This is a genomic window from Pseudomonas botevensis, assembly GCF_019145475.1.
Classification (GTDB): Bacteria; Pseudomonadota; Gammaproteobacteria; order Pseudomonadales; family Pseudomonadaceae; genus Aquipseudomonas; species Aquipseudomonas botevensis.
The window spans coordinates 224,778-244,977 of record NZ_JAHTKI010000003.1 but is presented as its reverse complement, the minus strand read 5'-3'; the positions used below and the strand labels follow the sequence as shown (position 1 = coordinate 244,977).

The window sequence follows — 20,200 nt, the reverse complement described above, 5'->3', positions numbered from 1 at the left end:
AAGGCTCATCCCAGTTGCGCCAAAGCCTGGCGGAAGGCTGGCGGCAGGTTGTTGCCGAAGCGGACCTTGCCGTCCGCCTGGGTGAAGATGCCCATGTTCGCCAGCCATTGTTCGAACTCCGGCGCCGGTTTCAGGCCCAGGGTCTGACGCGCGTAGAGGGCGTCGTGGAACGAAGTGGTCTGGTAATTGAGCATGATGTCGTCGGAACCGGGGATGCCCATGATGAAGTTGATCCCGGCCACGCCGAGCAGGGTCAGCAGGGTGTCCATGTCGTCCTGGTCGGCTTCGGCGTGGTTGGTGTAACAGATGTCGCAGCCCATTGGCACGCCGAGCAGCTTGCCGCAGAAGTGGTCTTCGAGGCCGGCGCGGATGATCTGTTTGCCGTTGTAGAGGTATTCCGGCCCGATGAAGCCGACGACGGTGTTCACCAGAAACGGCTTGAAATGGCGTGCCACCGCGTAGGCCCGGGTTTCGCAGGTCTGTTGATCGACGCCGTGGTGGGCGTTGGCCGACAGCGCGCTGCCCTGGCCGGTTTCGAAATACATCAGGTTCTGCCCGAGGGTGCCGCGATTCAGGCTCAGGCCGGCGTCGTAACCTTCCTGGAGAATGTTCAGGTTGATGCCGAAACTGGCGTTGGCCGCTTCGGTGCCGGCAATCGACTGGAACACCAGATCCAGCGGCACGCCCCGGTTGATGGCCTCGATGGACGTGGTGACGTGGGTCAGCACGCAGGCCTGGGTGGGGATGTCGTAGCGCTGAATGATTGCGTCGAGCATCTCCAGCATCGCGCAAATCGAAGCGATGCTGTCGGTGGCCGGGTTGATGCCGATCATTGCGTCGCCGTTGCCGTACAGCAGACCGTCGAGAATGCTCGCGGCGATACCGGCCGGTTCGTCGGTCGGATGGTTCGGTTGCAGGCGTGTCGACAGGCGCCCGCGCAGACCGAGGGTGCCGCGAAACTTCGTCACCACGCGGATTTTCTGCGCCACCAGCACCAGATCCTGCACACGCATGATCTTCGACACGGCGGCGACCATTTCCGGGGTCAGGCCGGGGGCGAGGGCGCGCAGGCTCTGTTCATCGGCAGCGTCGCTGAGCAGCCAGTCGCGGAAACCGCCGACGGTGAGGTGGCTGACCACGGCGAAAGCCTGTTTGTCGTGGCTGTCGATGATCAGCCGGGTGACTTCATCGGTTTCGTAGGGAATCAGCGCTTCTTGCAGGAAATGGCTGAGCGGTATGTCGGCCAGCGCCATTTGCGCGGCCACCCGCTCGCCGTCATTGAGCGCGGCGACGCCGGCCAGGAAATCCCCGGAACGCGCCGGGCTGGCCTTGGCCATCACGTCCTTGAGGCTGTCGAAACGGTAGGTCTGGGCGCCGACGGTATGGGCAAATGCGGCCATGGGGCGGTGTCCTCCTGTCTGTACTGCAATGAATGTCGATGCACCTCAATATTGCAGACACCGGGCATCAAGCCCGGTGCCGGTGCAACCTCAGATACCTTCGAGCATAGCGTCCGACGGCGCTTCGGAGCGTTGTTTGGCGGTCAACTGGAAATACAGATAGCCGGCGGCCATGAAACCGAGGAACACACCACCGATCAGGGTGTTGAACCAGGCCATCGCCACCAGGCACACCAGCGCCAGGAACAGCGCGATGGCCGGCACGATCGGGTAGCCCGGTGCGCGGAAGGTGCGCTCCAGGTTCGGCTCGGTTTTGCGCAGTTTGAACAGGCTGAGCATGCTGATGATGTACATCACGATGGCGCCGAACACCGACATGGTGATCATCGCCGCCGTCAGGCTCATGCCTTGCAGGTTGACCAGGCCGTCGCTGTAGATCGCCGCGATGCCGATCACGCCGCCCGCCAGGATCGCCCGGTGTGGGGTCTGGAAGCGCGAGAGCTTGGCCAGGCCTTTGGGCAGGTAACCGGCGCGGGCGAGGGCGAAGAACTGGCGCGAGTAACCGAGGATGATCCCGTGGAAGCTCGCCACCAGGCCGAACAGGCCGATCCACACCAGCATGTGCATCCACGTCGAGTTATTGCCGACCACCGCTTTCATTGCCTGGGGCAGCGGGTCATTGATGTTCGACAGTTGACGCCAGTCGCCGACGCCGCCGGCCATCACCATCACGCCGATTGCCAGGAATACCAGGGTCAGAATCCCGCTGACGTACGCCTTGGGAATGGTGCGTTTCGGGTCCTTGGCTTCCTCGGCGGCCATGGCCGCGCCTTCGATGGCGAGGAAGAACCAGATCGCGAACGGAATCGCCGCGAAAATCCCGGGAATCGAGCCGAGGGTGAACTCGTTGGCGCCCGACCAGCCGTTGAGCACGAAGTTGCTGAAACTGAAGCCCGGCGCGACCACGCCCATGAACACCAGCAATTCGGCGACCGCCAGCACGGTGACCACCAGTTCGAACGTCGCGGCGATGCTGACACCGAGGATGTTCAGGGTCATGAACACGAAGTAGGCGCCGACCGCCGCAATCTTCGGATCAAGCTCCGGGTATTGCACGTTGAGATACGCGCCGATCGCCATGGCGATGGCCGGTGGGGCGAAGACGAACTCGATCAGGGTGGCGATCCCGGCGATCAATCCGCCTTTCTCGCCGAACGCCCGACGGCTGTAGGCAAACGGCCCGCCCGCATGGGGAATCGCGGTGGTCAGTTCGGTGAAACTGAAGATGAAGCAGGTGTACATGGTCGCGACCATCAGGGCGGTGACCAGGAAACCCAGGGTTCCTGCAGTACCCCAGCCGTAGCTCCAGCCGAAGTATTCGCCGGAAATCACCAGGCCGACGGCAATGCCCCAGAGGTGCAGGGTGCCGAGTGTGGGTTTGAGCTGTGTGGTGGAAGTCATAAGTCCTCGCTGTCTGTTTTTTGTTCGATCTGTTGGACTTTCGGGTGCAGCGTTCGGGTGGATGGAGGCTGCGCACGCGGCGGCGGTGGTAGCGAAAATCCTGAACGACGCGTACGCAAGGGCCGTGCCAGAGCGGCCAGGCCAATAAAGTCGTTTCATTCAGGGCGCTTTCGCGGGTAGGCCCGCACACACAGGGGACGTGTGCCGACCCACAAATCCATTGTGGGAGCGGGTCTGCTCGCGAAAGCGATGGAGCGGGCTGCACGGCAATCCCCGTGCAGCCCCGGTTTTTAGAAGAAGCCCAGCGGGTTGATGTCGTAGCTCACCAGCAGGTTTTTGGTCTGCTGATAGTGATCGAGCATCATCTTGTGGGTTTCACGACCGACGCCGGACTTCTTGTACCCACCGAACGCGGCATGCGCCGGGTACAGGTGGTAGCAGTTGGTCCACACGCGACCGGCCTTGATGGCGCGGCCCATGCGATAGGCGCGGTTGATGTCGCGGGTCCAGAGGCCGGCGCCGAGGCCGAACTCGGTGTCGTTGGCGATGGCCAGGGCTTCGGCTTCGTCCTTGAAGGTAGTGATGCTCACCACCGGGCCGAAGATTTCTTCCTGGAACACGCGCATCTTGTTGGTGCCCTTGAGCAGGGTCGGCTGGATGTAATAACCGGAGGCCAGGTTGCCTTCGAGTTTTTCCACCTTGCCGCCGGTCAGCAGCTCGGCGCCTTCGCCCTTGGCGATTTCCAGGTACGAAAGGATCTTGTCGAATTGCTGCTCGGACGCCTGGGCGCCGACCATGGTGTCGGTGTCCAGCGGGTCGCCACGCTTGATCTGGCTGACCTTTTTCATCACCGCCTGCATGAAGTCGTCGTAGATCGACTCCTGTACCAGCGCGCGGGACGGGCAGGTGCAGACTTCGCCCTGGTTGAAGAACGCCAGCACCAGGCCTTCGGCAGCCTTTTCAATGAAGCTTGGCTCGGCCTGCATGATGTCTTCGAAGAAGATGTTCGGCGACTTGCCGCCCAGCTCCACGGTGGACGGAATGATGTTCTCGGCGGCGCATTTCATGATGTGCGAGCCCACCGGGGTCGAGCCGGTGAAGGCGATCTTGGCGATGCGCTTGCTGGTGGCCAGGGCTTCGCCGGCTTCTTTGCCGAACCCTTGCACCACGTTGAGCACGCCTGGCGGCAGCAGGTCGCCGATCAGTTCCATCAGCACGCAGATGCCCAGCGGGGTCTGCTCGGCAGGCTTGAGCACCACGCAGTTGCCGGCGGCCAGGGCCGGGGCGAGTTTCCATGCGGCCATCAGTAGCGGGAAGTTCCACGGGATGATCTGGCCGACCACGCCCAGTGGTTCATGGATGTGATAGGCCACGGTGTTGCCGTCGATTTCGGCGGCGCTGCCTTCCTGGGCGCGCAGGCACCCGGCGAAATAACGGAAGTGATCGGCGGCCAGCGGAATGTCGGCGTTGAGGGTTTCGCGGATGGCTTTGCCGTTGTCCCAGGTTTCGGTGATCGCCAGCAGTTCGAGGTTCTGTTCGATGCGGTCGGCGATTTTCAGCAGGATCAGCGAGCGGGCCTGCACGGACGTGGCGCCCCACGCATCGGCAGCGGCGTGCGCGGCGTCCAGTGCCTTGTCGATGTCTTCGGCAGTGGAGCGCGGGAATTCGGCAATCGGTTGGCCATTCACTGGCGAGGTATTGGTGAAGTACTGACCTTTGACAGGCGCGACGAACTCGCCGCCGATGTAGTTACCGTACTTGCTCTTGAACGAGACTTTGGCGCCTTCAGTACCGGGATGGGCGTAACGCATGATGTTCTCCTTGGCTTTGTACTTATTAGAGAAACGCGCAAGTGCGCTTGTTATAAGCGTAGAGCAAAGGTCGGGCCACTGCCGTGCAGGTCAGGCAAATCAAGGCCTTGCGTGATTTTTGTCGGACGGACGGGCGGCACCTGTGGCGCATTCGGTACAGAGGTCGTGACAGTTTGTACCGCTTCTGGCACAGCCCGTGACCGAGCGGTCTTGCCAGCATTGCAATGCGCCGGTGGCTGGAGGATGCTGGGCACCACTTCACGCATGGGCCAACGAGCCTCGGGGAGAACAATAAGAAATGCACGACAACCATTTGAGTCGCCATGCCCAACAGGTTCTCACTGTCACCCAGGGCAAACCGCACCTGCACGGGCCGGGTGCCGATCCGTCGATTGCCCGTTCGTGGCTGCGTTGTCTTGAGGACTATCACCTCGACCCGGCCCTGAGCATGGCACCGACAGTGCTCGAACATGGGCGCGTCCTCGAAAGCCGCGAGCGCCTGCAACAGGTGTTGCAGATCGCCGGCAATGAAATGAGCAGTCTGCATCAGCAACTGTCCGGCGCCGGCCATGCGGTGCTGCTGACCGACGCCCGGGGGGTGATCCTCAACTGCGTGACCGCCCCCGCCGAGCGCAAGATCTTCGAGCGCGCCGGGCTGTGGCTGGGTTCCGACTGGAGCGAAGCCTGCGAAGGCACCAACGGCATCGGCACCTGCCTGGTCGAGCGCCAGGCTCTGACCATTCATCAGGATGAACATTTTCGCGGCCGCCACACCGGCCTGACCTGCTCGGCGAGCCCGGTGTTCGACCCGCACGGCGAACTGCTGGCGGTGCTCGATGTGTCCTCGGCGCGGCCGGATGTGTCGCGCCAGAGCCAGTTCCATACCATGGCGCTGGTCAATCTGTCGGCGAAGATGATCGAAAGCTGCTACTTCCTGCGCTGCTTCGATAATCAATGGCTGCTGCGCTTTCATTTGCAGGCCGAGTCCGTTGGCTTATTCAGCGAAGGATTGCTGGCGTTCGACGGCGAAGGGCGGATCAGTGCGGTCAACCAGAGCGCATTGAACCTGCTCGGACACATTCGTGGTGGCTTGCTCGGTCAGCCGGTGGAGGCGTTTTTCGATTGTTCGCTGGATGAGCTGCTTGGCCGGGCCAGCGCCAATGCCAGCGCCAGTTGGCCGCTGCGCACCCGGGATGGACGACATCTGTTTGCGGTGTTGCGCGGTGAGGCGCGGCGCCCTCTGCCGGTGATGCCTGCGGCGGTTGCGCTGGCCCCCGAAGCACCACGGCTGTCTGGTATCTGCCTGGACGATGCCGCGTTGCAGGCAGATTTTCGCAAGGCGCTGCGGGTGTTCGAGCGTGACGTGCCGCTGTTGATCAATGGCGAAACCGGTTCCGGCAAGGAAGCGTTCGCCAAGGCAGTGCACCACGCCAGTCAGCGCGCCGGCAAAGCCTTCGTCGCCCTCAATTGCGCGGCGATTCCCGAGAGCCTGATCGAGAGCGAACTGTTCGGCTATCGCGGTGGCAGCTTCACCGGCGCGCGCAAGGACGGCATGCGCGGCAAGTTGCAGCAGGCCGATGGCGGTACGTTGTTCCTCGATGAAATCGGCGATATGCCGCTGGCCTTGCAGACCCGGTTGCTGCGGGTGCTGGAGGATCGTCAGGTGGTGCCGATCGGCGGCGAACCGGAAGCGGTCAACGTGCGGATCATCAGCGCCACCCACCGCAATCTGCTGGAGCGGGTCGAGGATGGCAGTTTTCGCGAGGATCTGTATTACCGGCTTAATGGCCTGGAGGTGGCGCTGCCCGCGTTGCGCGAGCGCGGTGACAGGGCGCAGTTGCTGGATTTCCTGCTGGCCGAAGAGGCGGGCGGCGAAACGATCTTGATCGATGAGCCGGCGCGGCAAGCGTTGCTGGCCTTCAACTGGCCGGGGAACGTGCGGCAATTGCGCAATGTGCTGCGCACGCTGGCGGCGTTGTGTGATGGCGGACGGATCGGGATGGAGGATTTGCCAGCGATGATCCGGCAGGCGCGGCCGGCGGTTTTGGAGGTTTCAGCGTCATCGTCGGAGCATCCGCTGGACGATGCGGAACGGCTGGCGTTGCTCAATGCGCTGGAGCATACGCGCTGGCACATGACCCACACGGCGGAGCAGCTTGGGGTCAGTCGCAATACGCTATATAGAAAGCTGCGCAAGCATGGGATCGAGCGGCGCGTCAGCTAGGAGCCTTTCTCCCAGAGGGAGAGGGGACTGACCGAGTCGTCCTTGCAAACTTCGCCAACCCTGCAAGTTCCGAGTCGAACCCGGTTTTGAATTTCACGAGGATCGGCTCCCTCTCCCTTCGGGAGAGGGTTGGGCGAGGGTAGCGATTCTGAGCCAGGTCTGGACCCAGCGGCCCACCCCATCCGAGCCCCTCACCTAAAGAGTGCCATTTCCCCCTCCCTGCGCTAACCTGCGGCCATGTTTTACGAGGTCGACTATGCACATTCATATTCTGGGTATCTGCGGGACTTTCATGGGCTCGATGGCGGTTCTGGCCAAAGAGCTGGGCCATCATGTCACGGGCTCCGACGCCAACGTTTATCCGCCGATGAGCACTCAGCTCCAAGCCCAGGGCATTGAACTGACCCAGGGTTACGACCCGGCCCAGCTCGATCCGGCGCCGGATCTGGTGGTGATCGGCAACGCCATGTCCCGTGGCAACCCGGCGGTGGAATACGTGCTGAACAAAGGCCTGCCGTATGTCTCCGGCCCGCAGTGGCTGGCCGATCATGTGCTGCAGGGGCGCTGGGTCCTGGCCGTCGCCGGCACCCACGGCAAGACCACCACCAGCAGCATGCTCGCCTGGGTGCTGGAACATGCGGGCATGAGCCCGGGCTTCCTGATCGGCGGGGTGCCGCAGAACTTCTCGGTGTCCGCGCGCCTGGGCGGCACGCCGTTCTTCGTGATCGAGGCCGACGAGTACGACAGCGCGTTCTTCGACAAGCGTTCGAAATTCGTCCACTACCGCCCACGCACCGCGATTCTCAACAACCTTGAGTTCGATCATGCCGACATCTTCCCCGATCTGCCGGCCATCGAGCGGCAGTTCCACCACTTGGTACGCACCATCCCGAGTGAAGGCCTGGTGATCCATCCGACCACCGAGCCGGCCTTGCAGCGCGTGATCGAAATGGGCTGCTGGACCCCGGTGCAGACCACCGGTGCCGGCGGCCAGTGGCAGGTCAAATTGCTCAAGGACGACGGTTCGGCGTTCGAAGTGATGTTCGAAGGCGTGTCCCAGGGTGTGGTCGAGTGGGAGCTGACCGGTCAGCACAACGTTGCCAACGCCCTGGCCACTCTGGCGGCCGCGCGTCATGTCGGTGTCGTGCCGTCGATGGGCATTGCCGGGTTGAGCGCGTTCAAGAGCGTGAAGCGGCGGATGGAGAAGGTCGCCGAAGTGCGCGGCATCACCATCTATGACGACTTCGCCCACCACCCGACCGCGATTGCCACCACCCTGGATGGCCTGCGCAAACGTATCGGCGATGCGCCGTTGATCGCGATCATCGAGCCGCGTTCGAACTCGATGAAGCTCGGCGCACACCGCGACGGTCTGCCGGACAGCGTGGTCGATGCCGATCAGGTGATCTGGTACGCCCCGGCCAACCTCGGCTGGGATCTGGCGGGTACGGCGGCGTTGTGTACGGTGCCGTCGATTGTCAGCGATTCACTGGAAGGGATCATCGAGCGGGTGAAGAGTCAGGCCCAGCCCGGCACCCATGTCGTGATTATGAGCAACGGCGGCTTCGGCGGCCTGCACGGCAAACTCGCCGAGGCGCTGAAATGAGCAACGGCCCGGAACGCATCACGCTGGCGATGACCGGCGCGTCCGGCGCCCAGTATGGTTTGCGCCTGCTCGATTGCCTGGTGCGGGAAGATCGCGAGGTGCATTTCCTGATCTCCAAGGCCGCGCAACTGGTGATGGCCACCGAGACAGACGTTTCGCTGCCGGCCAAGCCGCAGATGATGCAGGCCTTTCTTACCGAATACACCGGCGCCGCCGCCGGGCAGATCCGCGTGTATGGCAAGGAAGACTGGATGTCGCCGGTGGCTTCCGGTTCCGGTGCGCCGGCGGCGATGGTCGTGGTGCCGTGCTCGACCGGCACCCTGTCGGCGATTGCGACCGGCGCCTGCAACAACCTGATCGAACGCGCCGCCGACGTCACGCTGAAGGAGCGCCGCCAGTTGATCCTGGTGCCTCGCGAAGCACCGTATTCGAGCATTCATCTGGAGCACATGCTCAAGCTGTCGAACATGGGCGTGACCATTCTGCCGGCGTCGCCGGGTTTCTATCACCAGCCGCAGACCATCGATGACCTGATCGATTTCGTGGTCGCGCGGATCCTCAATCTGCTGGGCATTCCCCAGGACATGCTGCCGCGTTGGGGCGAACATCATTTGAGCAGCGATGAATAAGCTCTTGGCGATTCTGTTGGCGCTGCAACTGACCGGCTGCGCCACGGCGCGCACGCTGGATGCGGCCAAACCGGGGGCACCCGTGGTGTATTCGGGAACGCGGCTGGACCTGTATGCAATGAATGGCGGGTGCTGCGCGAAGGATCGGTTCGGGGCCGAGGCGCCGGGCTATCCGGGTGTGGATCTGCCGGCCAGTGCGTTGCTCGATACGCTGCTGTTGCCGTTGTCGTTACTGACGGTGCTTGGCGTCGGGTTTCAGGCCACCGGGGGATTGTAGGGGAGCGCTGCGCGCTCCCGCCTCGGAGGGAGTCACCAGACAGTTACTTGCCGAGTTTCCTCAGCTCATCCGACTCGACAATCCGCACCCCATCCTGTTCTTCCAGCGCCAGCCGCCACATCGCCCGGGCCAGTTGGCAGGCTTCGATGCCACGGTACTTGCCGGGAATCAGTTTCGAGAACGGCGCGGCCAGTTGTTCACCCAGGCGCGGTTCGCTGCGCTCCCCGAGCAGCAGAGAGGGCCGGCAAATGGTCAGTTGCGGCCAGTCCTGCGCGCGCAGTGCGTATTCCATCTCGCCCTTTACCCGGTTGTAGAAAATCGATGATCGGCGATCAGCCCCCAGGGCGCTGATCACGATCAGATGCCGCGCGCCCATTTCCCGGGCGCGTTTGGCGAATGCCACCACCATGTCCAGATCCACGGCGCGGAACGCTTCTTCGGAGCCGGCCTGCTTGATGGTGGTGCCGAGGCAGCAATAGGCGATGTCGACGCGCCCGGCGAGTTGCGGCAGAAATGCCTGCGGGTCGCCGACCGGGTTTTCCAGATGCGGATGCTCGGCCAGCGGCCGGCGTGAAGGGGCGAGAACACGGGTGATCGTCGGCTCGTTGAGCAGACGGTCGAGTAGATGTTCCCCGGTCAACCCGGTGGCTCCGGCAAGCAAGACATGCTGAGGCGTCAAGTACATAGTGTCTCTCCCTTGATACTGTTCAGCTTAGTTGCTCTTTGTCGTCCCGTCGTTCAACGCAGCGCTTTGCAATGCTTTTCGTGCTTGCTGCTTGCGCAGCAGTTGCCAGTGCGAGAGTACGGTTTTCGGCGCCCAGATCTGCGGCTCCGAGGCTTCGAAATTGTCCGCCAGTTCGCGCTCGGCGACGGTGGCCTTGGCCAGCTTGAAGGCTTGTTCCAGGTCGTCGGTCTGGTTCAGCGCCTGGGCGAACAGGGCGTCGCCGAAGTAGGTGAAGTTGGCTTCTTCCGAGCAGCCGAAGGACACGCGGTCGGCGCGCGAGGCGGTCATGATCAGCGTGCGTTCATCCTTGAGCGCCGGAATGAACCCGCCGGAGTAACACGACGAAATCACGATGATCTTGTCGCGATTCTTCAGCGGCGCCAGCACGGCGGCGAGTTCGTCGGCGGGCAGGTCGGCCAGTTCCATGCGCGGCTGGTCGAGTACCAGTTCGTGTTCGGCGGTGCCGTGGCTGGTCAGGTAGATGAACAACAAGTCTTCCGGGCCGCTGCGTTCGGCGAGGGTCTGCGCGGCGCGGCGCAGGTTCTCGCGGGTGGCCATCGGCCGGTCGGTGAGGTGGTCGCGATGGTTGACCAGACGGATCTGGCCGTAGGCGCCAAAGCGGGTGGCGAGCATGTTGGCCACGTAATCGGACTCACGCAGGAACACGCTCTGCTTGCCGTCGCCACCGAGGGTCAGGGTGTACAGCTCCACGGCTGGGGTCGAGGCGGGCACACTGGCCAGCGCATCGTCGAGCAGGCGGCCCTGGGCGAGCAGGCCGGTTTCGAGGGTATCGGGCAGCAGTTTGCCGTCGGCATCGCGTACCCGCTGGCCGTTGATCCAGGTGCCGGTGAGCACCGTGCCATCGGTCAGGACCAGGGTGCCGCGCCCGGCATAACTGTCGCTGTCGAACTGGCCGATATAGAAACTGCCGTCGGACAGGTTCAGACGGCCCTGGCCACTGAAGCGCCAGTCGCTGAACGAGCCGATGTAATGGCTGCCGTCGGCGCCGATCAGCTCGCCCTTGCCGGTCAGTGCGCCTTCCTTGAACTGGCCGAGCCACACGTCGCCGTCAGCGTTTTCGTAGCGGCCCTTACCGTGCAGTTGATTGTTCTTGAAGCCGCCGACATAGATGTCGCCGTCGGCGCTGTTGAAGGTGCCGTTGCCTTCCAGTTGGCCGTTGATGAAGTGGCCGCTGAACTGATTGCCGCTGGCGTCGCCACGCTGGCCTTCGCCGTTGGGTTTGCCGTGGGCGAACTGGCCCTGATACGAGCTGCCGTCATCGAGTTCCAGGCGCCCGAGCCCGGAATACTGGTCGGCCTTGAACTCGCCACGGTAGGTCATGGCGTTTTCCTTGAGGGTGCCTTCACCTTCGCGTCGGCCCAGCTTGAAGCCGCCGGTGTAGCTGCTGCCATGGGTGGTCAGCGTGCCCTGGCCGTCGAACAAGCCTTGCTGGAACTGGCCGCGATAGACCTCGCCGTTACTGCCGTGCCACTCGCCCTGACCGTGCCACTGCCCCTTGTCGAACTGCCCGGCGTACCAACTGCCGTTGGGATAGTCGACCCGCCCCTGACCCTGCAGCAGGCCGTTGACCAGCTCGCCGCGATAGCGTCCGCCGTCGGGCAGGCGCGCATCCGGTGGCAACAGCGATTCGCCGTCGCCGCAAGCGGCCAGCAACAGGGTCAGGGCAAGAGGGGCGAGCGGAGCGAATGAGCGCATAGCGGGATCCGGGCAATTAGGCGACCGAGTATGCCGCAGCTATGTGACCTTATACAGCCGCCGGAAGGGCGCGGATGCGAAACAGCGTGAGCCGTTTCGCATCCAGGCGCTTAAACGAAGCAGAGCGACAGCGGTTCGGCGATGTAGGCCGGTTTGTCCGAGCCTTCTATCTCAAGGGTGGCGGTGGCCTTGAGTAGCCACTGACCGGGTTTTTTCTCGGTCACCTCACCCAGGTCGACCTTGAGGCGGACCTTGGAGTTGACCTTGACCGGCTGGATGAAACGCACGCTGTCCAGACCGTAGTTGACCACCATCTTCACACCTTGCGGCAGGATCAGGATGTCTTCCATCAGTTTGGGAATCAGCGACAACGACAGGAAACCGTGTGCAATGGTGCTGCCAAATGGCGTTTGCGCGGCTTTGACCGGATCGACATGGATGAACTGATAATCCCCGGTGGCTTCGGCGAACAGGTTGATGCGCTCCTGATCGATGGTGAGCCATTCGGAACGTCCGAGTTCCTTGCCGACATAATCTTTGAGCTCTGCAACTGGAACATAGGGCATTGAGACTCTCCTTGGGTTCATCGTTTTTTTAGTTTTTCAGGTGGGGGATAAAACCGCCCTGCGAACCACTGTAGATCATCATGACGATTTGCTCAGGTCAACCGACCATGCTTTTGGCGAATGCCGGTTCATAGCGTTCGCGTGCTTATAATGGCCGGCCCGTGCTTGTCGGGAAGTCGGACGGAGATGACGGATGTTGTTACGTGGCCTGACCATGCTGGTGCTGTTTCAATTGCTCGGCACGGCCCTCAACCATTTGCTGTTGCCGGTGCTGCCGGGGCCGATCATCGGCCTGCTGCTGTTGCTGGTATTCCTGATCGTTCGCGGTGAAGTGGGCGAGCCGCTGAACCTCGCGGCCGGCAGCCTGCTGCGTTATCTGCCGTTGCTGCTGGTGCCGCCGGCGGTCGGTGTGATGGTCTACGCCACGGCGATTGCCGCTGATTTCTGGGCGATTGTCGGCGCGCTGGTGGTGTCGTTGATTCTGTCCATGGCGTTTGCCGGGGTGCTGATGCAACGCTTGGTCAAGCGTCACGCCGCCCGGTCGGAGGCGTCCTGATGCTGTTTGACTGGCAAGGCGCCTGGGCGTCGGTGATCCACCATCCGCTGTTTGGCATCGGCATCACCCTGGGGGCTTATCAACTGGTGCTGGCGGCGTTCGAGAAAACCCGCTGGATCTTCCTGCAACCGGTGCTGGTGTCGATGCTGCTGGTGATCGGTGTACTGGTCGGTTGCGGCCTGACCTATGCCGAGTACCGCAAGAGCACGGAAATCCTCAGCATTCTGCTCGGCCCCGCGACCGTGGCACTGGCGGTGCCGCTGTACCTCAATCTGCGCCGCATCCGCCAATTGTTCTGGCCGATTTTTACTACGCTGGTGATAGGCGGCGTGGTCGCCACGGGCATGGGCGTGGCGCTGGGCTGGTGGTTCGGTGCCGAGCACATGATCCTGATGACCATGGCGCCGAAGTCGGTGACCTCACCGATCGCCATGCTGGTGGCCGAACAGATCGGTGGCGTCGCTGCGCTGGCGGCGGTGTTCGTGTTGATCACCGGGGTGATCGGCGCGATTTTCGGCCCGGCGCTGCTGAACCGTCTTGGCGTCCACAGCCCCGAGGCGCGCGGCATGGCGCTGGGCATGACGGCGCATGCGGTCGGCACGTCGGTGGCGTTGCAGGAAAGCGATGAGTGCGGCGCCTTCGCGGCGCTGGCGATGAGTCTGATGGGCGTGGCCACGGCGGTGTTCCTGCCGTTGGCGGTGTCGATGGTGGTCTAAGGAAATGTCTATGAGTCTGCCGCTTTTTCCGCTGAACACGGTGCTGTTTCCCGGCTGCAATCTGGATTTGCAGATCTTCGAGGCACGCTACCTGGACATGATCGGCCGTTGCATGAAACAGGGCGGCGGGTTCGGGGTGGTGTGCATTCTCGAGGGCAGCGAAGTCGGCGTTGCGCCGCAAGGTTTTGCCCTGGTCGGCTGCGAGGCGCGGATCACCGATTTCCAGCAACAGGACAACGGCCTGCTGGGCATTCGCGTGCAGGGCGGACGGCGTTTCCATGTGTTGCGCACCGAGGTGCAGCGCGATCAGTTGCTCGTCGCCGAGGTCGACTGGCTGGACGACGAACCCGAGCAACCGTTGCAGGACGAAGACGCCGATCTGATGGCGTTGCTAAAGGCCCTGGCCGAACATCCGATGGTCGAGGCGCTGAACATGGGCACCGACGCGGCCGGGCAACAGTCGCTGGCCAATCAACTGGCCTACCTGCTGCCCTTTGCCGAAGAGGACAAGCTCGACCTGCTGCAACTCGATGATCCGCAACAGCGCCTGGATGCGATCCAGGCGCTGCTCGACGAGTTGCAGGGCGAGCTGTTTGCCTGAGTCCGGGGCCGGTTATTCGGGCCAGACGATGTCATTGGCAAAGGTATCGAACCCCTTCACCATCCGCAGAACCGGCTTGCCGGCCCTGGCCGCCGCGTTGATCAAGGCGTCGTACTGAGCCTGGTTGTACTGGCCGTTGTGGGTGTTGTCTTCGATGCTGCGGCGCAACGAGTAATCGGCCTGTTCGGCGATGTCATCGATTTTTGCCGCGCGGCCGAGGGTGGAATCCAGCAGCCAGATACGCTGGGAACCAATGCCCCGTCGCGAGGCCGAGAGCAAGGCTTCGTTTTCATCCTCGGGGAAGTTCGCCCCGTTTTTTTCCGCGCTGCCGTTGAGCAGGATGTTCTCTTCGCGCAACACCACTTCCAGGTTGCGGGTGTCGATGAGGTAGATGAAGTTGATCTTCTGCTGGTGGCGGATGGTCTCGTAATTACGCTCGTCATCCAGCTCCACGTCCGAGGCCTCGGACCATTCGTTGTCGGATTCGCCGGAGTCATTGTCGGATTCGCCCGGTCGCTTGCCGGGGTATTTGTTCTTCTGATTGTTGTAGCGCAGGTGCTCCGGGTCGGGCGCGGTCGTGCCTTTGCCGGCGTAGGTCCAGACCAGTTGCAGGCCGACCGTCGCGCTGATCGGCTTCTCGCTGGTGCCACCCTTGGCGTGGGTCATGCGCGGCAGCATCCGGCCGTCGTCGACCAACTCGAACAGCGTGCGCTCATCGGCCCTGAACAGCGCCGGAATGTCGGTGCGGTACAGGCAGTTCGAGGCGTTGCGCCGGTAACCCAGGCGATTGACGAAGGCCTCGAGAAAATCCCGGGTGACCATTTTGTCCAGGCCATGCAGACCCTTGAGCGTGAGGGTGCCGTTGCGCAATGGCAGCAACAACGGTTCGATTTCCTGTTGCATGGCGGCAAACCGGCTCGGCTCGTTTGCGTCCAGGGAGCGCAGTTTGTGCTGCTCGGCCCATGGCGGAATGACGCGCGGATTGTCCAGCAGATCCTGACGCAACCGGGCGTGTTGGCCAGGCGACAGGTTGTAGGCGCGCAACCGGGTGCTCAGTTGTTCGCGGGTCATTTGTGGATACAGCCAGCGCAACGAATCCCTCAGCAGCTCCTTTCGCGGGTTGCCGAACTTCACCGGCCTGGCCCACTCAGGCCGTGTGCCGCTGGCTTGTGCATCGGCGCGAAAACGCGGGATGTCCGCGCCATGCAGGCGGTAGAGGCGCCAGATTTCATGATCGGTCCAGCCTGTCAGGTGGCGGGGGCGGGCATCGATCCCGGCCACGGGCGGGTCGACTTTGACCAGATGGTCGTTGGCATCCTTGAAGCCGTAAAGGGTGTACGACGTGTCGCTGGCCGCGTCGGTCTTGATCGCGATCCGGTAGTAGCCTTGCCCGTCGGGACCGGGTTTGGCGGCGGCGTAATACATCAGGTCATCCCAGCTCGTGTGCTGTTTCGGGCCTCGCACGTATTCAGGTGGCGGGGCGTCGAGAAGGATGCGCTCGCCGTCCTTTTCGTAGCCATAGAGGAAGCTCGGCTCGCCGTCGCCGGACTGGCTGAGGCGCATCCGAAAGTAGCTTCGAGCGTAAATCGTCAGCGGATAGACGGTGGCGACGGCCGGGCGCAGCGATTGATCGGGCGCTGGATTCGCCGGTCGCTTGCTGCCGGGTTGATCGCCAGCGTCGTCCGCTGACGGCCGCTTTTGTGCGGCCCGAGTCTCCGGGGAGGGGGAAGGCAGCAGGCCCCAGGTCGGCTCTCCTTCATTCCGAAACAGAATCGGCCCCGGCGGCAGTTTGTTGTAGAGGTCCCGCGCGCGATAGGCGCCCGCCGTAGCATCGAATTCCACGTACACCGTGCCCAGGTCTTTGATATCGACGAACCTGCGATTGACGATAAAGCGAAAGCCCTCGGTATCGGCAGCCTGCAGATTGCGCAGAAAGGCCTGATTCAGCAGGTAACCGTTCAGTCCGGCGCTGGTTTCGGGCCGGACCGTGGGCAGGTCGGAGACCTCGACGCGGGGCACTTCGGCAGGGTCGCCGGGGCGGATGGTGTGTCCCGGTTCCGGGTTGGCGGTTGGCCGGGTTGGCGTACCTGAGACGGGAGGGTGGATCAGCGGCAGGTCGGCGTCCGGGCGCAATCGGCCGGGTCCCGGCGCGGGCGGGTTCACTTTGGGCACGTTGGGGGCGGGCGGTGGTTTTGGTCGCATGGTGTCATTCCTTGACGGTTGAAGAGAGGGGTTGAAAAACGATCAGTCCGTTGTCAGGTGGTTTGCGGTTTGGGGACTTCTCCAATGATCAGGTGCTCGGGGTTGATCGGACGCGACGGCTTGCTGGCGAGGCTCCAGCGCTCGGTGACCGCGTTGTAAAAGATCTTGCCGGCCGGGGAGTCCGGCAGCCGGATGTTCTCGATCGGCACCTCATCGCTCTCCAGCTCATTGCGTTTTTTGTGCGTATGGATCAGTTCGATAACCCTGGGCAGCGTGGCGCAAGCCAGGGCATTGACTGCGCAGAGACCGATCACCTCGAACAGCGGATTGATCCGGTAGCGATGCCCGGCGGATACCACCACGTCCACGGTTTCCAGCGGCAGCGACGGGTCGCGGCTGTCCGGCAGATGGACATGGATGCTGCCGATAATCAGCAGGTTGTCGGCGATGCTCAGTTGCTCCCGTCCGATGTGTTCCGTCAGGGCCGTGGTGTAAATCCGCCAGGTCGAGGAACCGCTGATGCTGGCGTCCGCCATTGCGGTTGAAAGCCGCAGCGTCATGTTGCTGGCCGGGAACATCTCGTAGTAGGCGGATCGACCTTCCAGCGAGTACGTGGCGCTGTGCGCAATGGCGCGGAAGTCGATGCGTTGCGCCGTCCGCTTCAGCCGGCGTGTTACCTCGGCGGGTTGGACGAAGATGTATTTGCCGGCCCGCTCGCGCAGCGGTTCGCGGCTGCGGACGACGTTGTAACCGGGTTTTTGCGCATCCTCCCGATAATTGTTGCGGGGCAGGTCGAGGTGGTAGGACACGCCATCGCGCATCACCAGGGTGAAGGGATGGGTGATCTGCCACGGCGAGGCGAGGATCCCGGCGACGCTCTCGGTTTTGTTGCCGGGTTTTTCGCTCACGCCGCCGTGCAGCGAAAGCAGTTTGCCGCCGCCGATGAATGTCAGGATGAAGTGGATCTGCTGATAGCTCACGACCCGATAGGCACCGCGCTCGGTGACGTCTACGGTGTAGACCGACCTGAGTTCGTCGATTTCCGTGCTGTCGAAGTCGACATACAAGGTGCTGCGATTGTCCTTGTCCTGCTTGCCGGCCCGCAGCGTCGTGTAATGACTGTCACGGGATACGAAGTAGGACGAGTGCTGGTTGGCGAGTGCCGTTTGCGGGGTGTCGTGAAGCAGGAAAGGCGAGGCTTTGCCGATGCCGGCCACGACCACGATGGCATTCAACTCCTGATCGTTCAGATCTGCCGTTTCGGCCGGCCAGTCCGGTTGCAGGTGATAGCCGTCCTCGGTGATGAACATCCATTTGTCGTTGCGCAGTGAACGCTTGCCGTCGAGCGTCTGGTACACCGCCTCCAGAATCAGCTCTCGTCGCGGCGTTTGCGGGTCATCGCTGCGCAGGGTCTCGATCAGCAGATCGTTGTCATGGATGCGCCAGGACTGGATCGCCTCCAGGGCCACGCCCAGGTAAACCTTGCTCGGCTCCCCGGCGTCTTCGCTGATCGACACCCGCAGGCCCATCCGATCGATGTGGTAGGCGTCGGCTCCACTGCCGCCATCGACCACGGCATGACTGCCCCGGACGAAAACCTGATCGTCACCGGGGCCGGCGTCGACCCGGTCGTCGCCATTGGCGGTGATCAGGTTGTTGCCGGCGCCACCCCGGACCCGATTGGCCGCGCCGGCGAGTGTCTCGACCTTTTCGAAGCCGTCGAGGGTCGAGTGCAGTACGGGTTCGACGCCGGCATCCGCTGAGCGCAATCCGAGCTGGTGCTTGACCAGGTCGATGTCGTAGCCGACGAAGCGCGGCGCGTCCGGCCCGTGATCCTGGCCGAGGTGCTTGCCTTGCAGCCACAGCAGATCCGCGCCGCGGCCGCCTTGCAGATAACTGACCTTGTCGGGCGCCGAGGCGAGCGCCGCCGCGGCCGACTGGAAGACAAAGGTGTCGTCCTTGTCGCCACCGTTCAGGTGTTTCTGGCCGGCGCCGTAGTTGAAGTGGTTGGGTTTGTCCCGAACGCCGAGGACGCTGTCGTTGCCGCCGCCGAGTTTCCACAGGATGCCTTTGCTGGCGTCGCCGGGGCGGCTGACGATGTTGGCGTTCGCAGAGGGCAGGCCGTTTCTGGCGTCGTAATGATCGTCGGTTTCCTCGATGAGCGGCGTGTCGACCGTGGAGAAGGCTGATTCGCCCGTGGCGTCATCCCACTGGTATTTGTAGACCCGGGCAGGTTGCAGTTTTACCTCGAAGCGGCCGTTGACCACGGCCTCGATGCTGCCCTTGAGTTCATGGTCGAGCCAGCCGTTGCTGCGGGTTTGCAAGGCCTTGGCGTAATCGCTGTGGGTCTTGGCGGTGGTGAAGCGATCCATCAGCGACTTGTCCTGATCCTGGCCGGTGAACGCAAACCAGCCGGCGCGCCAGCGCTCGTTGACGCTCAGTTCGATGTAGTCGTCGATATCGTCGACCACGCGCACGGCACTGTAGACCCGCGCGCCGACAATCAGGATCGCGGCGGCGGCAATCCCGATCGGGCCGGCGGCCTGGAATCCCATCAGCGAGGCGGTGGCCAGCATCAGTGACAGACCTGCACTGAACACACTCAGGCCACCGGCGACGTACAGGTCCTGAGCCTCCTTGCCCTGGGCATGGGCGGCGTCGCTGAAGGACTTGATGGCGGTGTAGATGTCGAACGGCAGCGTCAGCGCGCTGGCGATCAGCCCGGCGCTGCGGCACAACCATTTGCCCATGGTGGTCTTGCCGAAGTGTTCGAAGGTCAGCGCGCCCTGGCGGATCATTTTTTCGCCAGTGCGGGTCAGGGCGTATTCCAGGCCCAGCGAGCCGATTTCTGTCACGCCGCCCCCGGCATTGACCAGTGCTTCGCCGAGCTGGCCCTTTTTCAGCGCATCGATCATGCCCGTGTAGGCGCTGTACAAACCGTAGGCCTGCAACCCCGCGCCCATGCTGGTCATGCTCCGGCTCTTGGCGAGATCGACCCAGCCCGGCAGATGCGCGGGCAACGGGTTTTTGCGGATGTCCACGCGCTGCGTGGCGTTGAGCAGACGAGTGATTCTGTCCATGAGCGGTTCAGCGGCGGCTGCCGGTATCTGGCGCAATAATGGCGCAGCGTCCGGCGAGCGCAGCGTGACTATTTCATAGAGCAAGGTTGAAACCAGTTCGCTCGCCGTGGCGTCAGCGGAGCGGATACGCTGCTCGACTTTGACCGGGTCAAACTCGAGGGCGTCGATGAACGTTTGATCGGGTTCGGAAAAGTACACCGTTGCCGGGGTGAGGGTTTCACCGTCGAGCGTGGCACCCAATACGTAAAGTTCTTGCCGACTGACACTGAGCTCGCCGATCGGCAGGGGGCCGAACAGTTTGTCCAGAGCGTTGAGGTCAGGTGTTTTACCGGGGAGGGGAGAGAGGGCCGGATTAATGTCGGAAATTTTTATTGGCGGATAAATGTCGCGGTTGTTATTGCTGTCGAGGGTCATGGGCGTGAACTTTCATAAAGAGAGTTAATTATCTTCAAGTGATAATTGGGACGCCCACGGTGTCACGAAGTAGCGAATGATTCAGGTGGTTTTGTTTTTCTGTATATGTGATGTCTTTATATGTAGGAGAACTAACAGAGCCGAAGTTGCCGTTATATAAAGTCAAACTTGAATAAAAACACCCGTCACTTTTAAGTTGACGGGTGTTTTTGTCGGC

General features: G+C 62.7%; 15 protein-coding genes. 7 read left to right on the top strand and 8 right to left on the bottom strand.

Annotation, left to right across the window (positions count from 1 at the left end):
* Positions 1-5: 5 nt before the first annotated feature.
* The 3 genes from KVQ74_RS06625 to exaC form a co-directional block, all read right to left on the bottom strand.
* Positions 6-1,400, bottom strand: coding sequence for an ethanolamine ammonia-lyase subunit EutB (locus tag KVQ74_RS06625; RefSeq protein ID WP_217830186.1), 1,395 nt, complete (start codon positions 1,398-1,400; stop codon positions 6-8).
* A gap of 90 nt (positions 1,401-1,490) precedes the next feature.
* A complete protein-coding gene (gene eat / locus KVQ74_RS06620) occupies positions 1,491-2,861 on the bottom strand; it encodes an ethanolamine permease (protein WP_217830185.1) in 1,371 nt (456 codons plus the stop codon).
* A gap of 290 nt (positions 2,862-3,151) precedes the next feature.
* Positions 3,152-4,672 (bottom strand): acetaldehyde dehydrogenase ExaC, encoded by a 1,521-nt coding sequence (gene exaC, locus KVQ74_RS06615; RefSeq protein WP_217830184.1) that lies wholly within the window; start codon positions 4,670-4,672, stop codon positions 3,152-3,154.
* A 298-nt stretch (positions 4,673-4,970) separates the two neighbouring features.
* Here exaC and KVQ74_RS06610 point away from each other — a divergent pair, with 298 nt between their 5' ends.
* From KVQ74_RS06610 to KVQ74_RS06595, 4 genes are all read left to right on the top strand, one after another.
* Entirely contained in the window at positions 4,971-6,896 is a 1,926-nt protein-coding gene (locus tag KVQ74_RS06610; RefSeq protein WP_217830183.1) for a sigma-54-dependent Fis family transcriptional regulator, read from the top strand.
* A 256-nt stretch (positions 6,897-7,152) separates the two neighbouring features.
* Entirely contained in the window at positions 7,153-8,502 is a 1,350-nt protein-coding gene (mpl, locus tag KVQ74_RS06605) for a UDP-N-acetylmuramate:L-alanyl-gamma-D-glutamyl-meso-diaminopimelate ligase (RefSeq protein WP_217830182.1), read from the top strand.
* Positions 8,499-9,131, top strand: coding sequence for a flavin prenyltransferase UbiX (gene ubiX / locus KVQ74_RS06600; protein WP_192559082.1), 633 nt, complete (start codon positions 8,499-8,501; stop codon positions 9,129-9,131). Before mpl ends, ubiX begins: the two co-directional genes overlap by 4 nt.
* Positions 9,124-9,408 carry a YceK/YidQ family lipoprotein gene (locus KVQ74_RS06595; RefSeq protein WP_217830181.1) on the top strand — a complete coding sequence of 95 codons (285 nt, stop codon included), beginning with the start codon at positions 9,124-9,126 and terminating at the stop codon, positions 9,406-9,408. The genes ubiX and KVQ74_RS06595 overlap by 8 nt, the downstream gene beginning before the upstream one ends.
* A 43-nt stretch (positions 9,409-9,451) precedes the next feature.
* Here the strand turns inward: KVQ74_RS06595 and KVQ74_RS06590 are convergent, their stop codons facing one another.
* The 3 genes from KVQ74_RS06590 to KVQ74_RS06580 form a co-directional block, all read right to left on the bottom strand.
* Positions 9,452-10,093, bottom strand: coding sequence for an oxidoreductase (locus tag KVQ74_RS06590; RefSeq protein ID WP_217830180.1), 642 nt, complete (start codon positions 10,091-10,093; stop codon positions 9,452-9,454).
* Between the two features lie 27 nt (positions 10,094-10,120).
* On the bottom strand, positions 10,121-11,848 hold the full coding sequence (locus KVQ74_RS06585; RefSeq protein ID WP_217830179.1) for a C13 family peptidase: 1,728 nt from the start codon (positions 11,846-11,848) through the stop codon (positions 10,121-10,123).
* Between the two features lie 110 nt (positions 11,849-11,958).
* Complete coding sequence (locus KVQ74_RS06580) at positions 11,959-12,414, bottom strand: MaoC family dehydratase (RefSeq protein WP_007909575.1); 456 nt, start codon at positions 12,412-12,414, stop codon at positions 11,959-11,961.
* A gap of 193 nt (positions 12,415-12,607) precedes the next feature.
* Between KVQ74_RS06580 and KVQ74_RS06575 the strand changes: the two genes are divergently transcribed.
* The 3 genes from KVQ74_RS06575 to KVQ74_RS06565 are packed head-to-tail and all read left to right on the top strand — an operon-like array spanning position 12,608 to position 14,287.
* Positions 12,608-12,970 carry a CidA/LrgA family protein gene (locus tag KVQ74_RS06575; protein ID WP_217830178.1) on the top strand — a complete coding sequence of 121 codons (363 nt, stop codon included), beginning with the start codon at positions 12,608-12,610 and terminating at the stop codon, positions 12,968-12,970.
* Positions 12,970-13,686, top strand: coding sequence for an LrgB family protein (locus KVQ74_RS06570; protein WP_217830177.1), 717 nt, complete (start codon positions 12,970-12,972; stop codon positions 13,684-13,686). Before KVQ74_RS06575 ends, KVQ74_RS06570 begins: the two co-directional genes overlap by 1 nt.
* Positions 13,687-13,696: 10 nt before the next feature.
* Positions 13,697-14,287, top strand: a complete 591-nt coding sequence (locus KVQ74_RS06565) for an LON peptidase substrate-binding domain-containing protein (RefSeq protein WP_217830176.1) — start codon at positions 13,697-13,699, stop codon at positions 14,285-14,287.
* 12 nt (positions 14,288-14,299) lie between these two features.
* Here the strand turns inward: KVQ74_RS06565 and KVQ74_RS06560 are convergent, their stop codons facing one another.
* Positions 14,300-16,489 carry a hypothetical protein gene (locus KVQ74_RS06560; protein WP_217830175.1) on the bottom strand — a complete coding sequence of 730 codons (2,190 nt, stop codon included), beginning with the start codon at positions 16,487-16,489 and terminating at the stop codon, positions 14,300-14,302.
* 53 nt (positions 16,490-16,542) lie between these two features.
* Positions 16,543-19,983, bottom strand: a complete 3,441-nt coding sequence (locus KVQ74_RS06555; protein ID WP_225929887.1) for a calcium-binding protein — start codon at positions 19,981-19,983, stop codon at positions 16,543-16,545.
* Positions 19,984-20,200 lie beyond the last annotated feature (217 nt).

Bases quoted from the DNA above. Each gene is read 5' to 3' on its own strand.
- KVQ74_RS06565 (WP_217830176.1), top strand. From the start codon at position 13,697: ATGAGTCTGCCGCTTTTTCCGCTGAACACGGTGCTGTTTCCCGGCTGC.
- exaC (WP_217830184.1), bottom strand. From the start codon at position 4,672: ATGCGTTACGCCCATCCCGGTACTGAAGGCGCCAAAGTCTCGTTCAAG.
- KVQ74_RS06560 (WP_217830175.1), bottom strand. From the start codon at position 16,489: ATGCGACCAAAACCACCGCCCGCCCCCAACGTGCCCAAAGTGAACCCG.
- KVQ74_RS06595 (WP_217830181.1), top strand. From the start codon at position 9,124: ATGAATAAGCTCTTGGCGATTCTGTTGGCGCTGCAACTGACCGGCTGC.
- eat (WP_217830185.1), bottom strand. From the start codon at position 2,861: ATGACTTCCACCACACAGCTCAAACCCACACTCGGCACCCTGCACCTC.
- KVQ74_RS06585 (WP_217830179.1), bottom strand. From the start codon at position 11,848: ATGCGCTCATTCGCTCCGCTCGCCCCTCTTGCCCTGACCCTGTTGCTG.
- KVQ74_RS06555 (WP_225929887.1), bottom strand. From the start codon at position 19,983: ATGACCCTCGACAGCAATAACAACCGCGACATTTATCCGCCAATAAAA.
- mpl (WP_217830182.1), top strand. From the start codon at position 7,153: ATGCACATTCATATTCTGGGTATCTGCGGGACTTTCATGGGCTCGATG.
- KVQ74_RS06610 (WP_217830183.1), top strand. From the start codon at position 4,971: ATGCACGACAACCATTTGAGTCGCCATGCCCAACAGGTTCTCACTGTC.
- KVQ74_RS06625 (WP_217830186.1), bottom strand. From the start codon at position 1,400: ATGGCCGCATTTGCCCATACCGTCGGCGCCCAGACCTACCGTTTCGAC.
- ubiX (WP_192559082.1), top strand. From the start codon at position 8,499: ATGAGCAACGGCCCGGAACGCATCACGCTGGCGATGACCGGCGCGTCC.
- KVQ74_RS06575 (WP_217830178.1), top strand. From the start codon at position 12,608: ATGTTGTTACGTGGCCTGACCATGCTGGTGCTGTTTCAATTGCTCGGC.
- KVQ74_RS06580 (WP_007909575.1), bottom strand. From the start codon at position 12,414: ATGCCCTATGTTCCAGTTGCAGAGCTCAAAGATTATGTCGGCAAGGAA.
- KVQ74_RS06590 (WP_217830180.1), bottom strand. From the start codon at position 10,093: ATGTACTTGACGCCTCAGCATGTCTTGCTTGCCGGAGCCACCGGGTTG.
- KVQ74_RS06570 (WP_217830177.1), top strand. From the start codon at position 12,970: ATGCTGTTTGACTGGCAAGGCGCCTGGGCGTCGGTGATCCACCATCCG.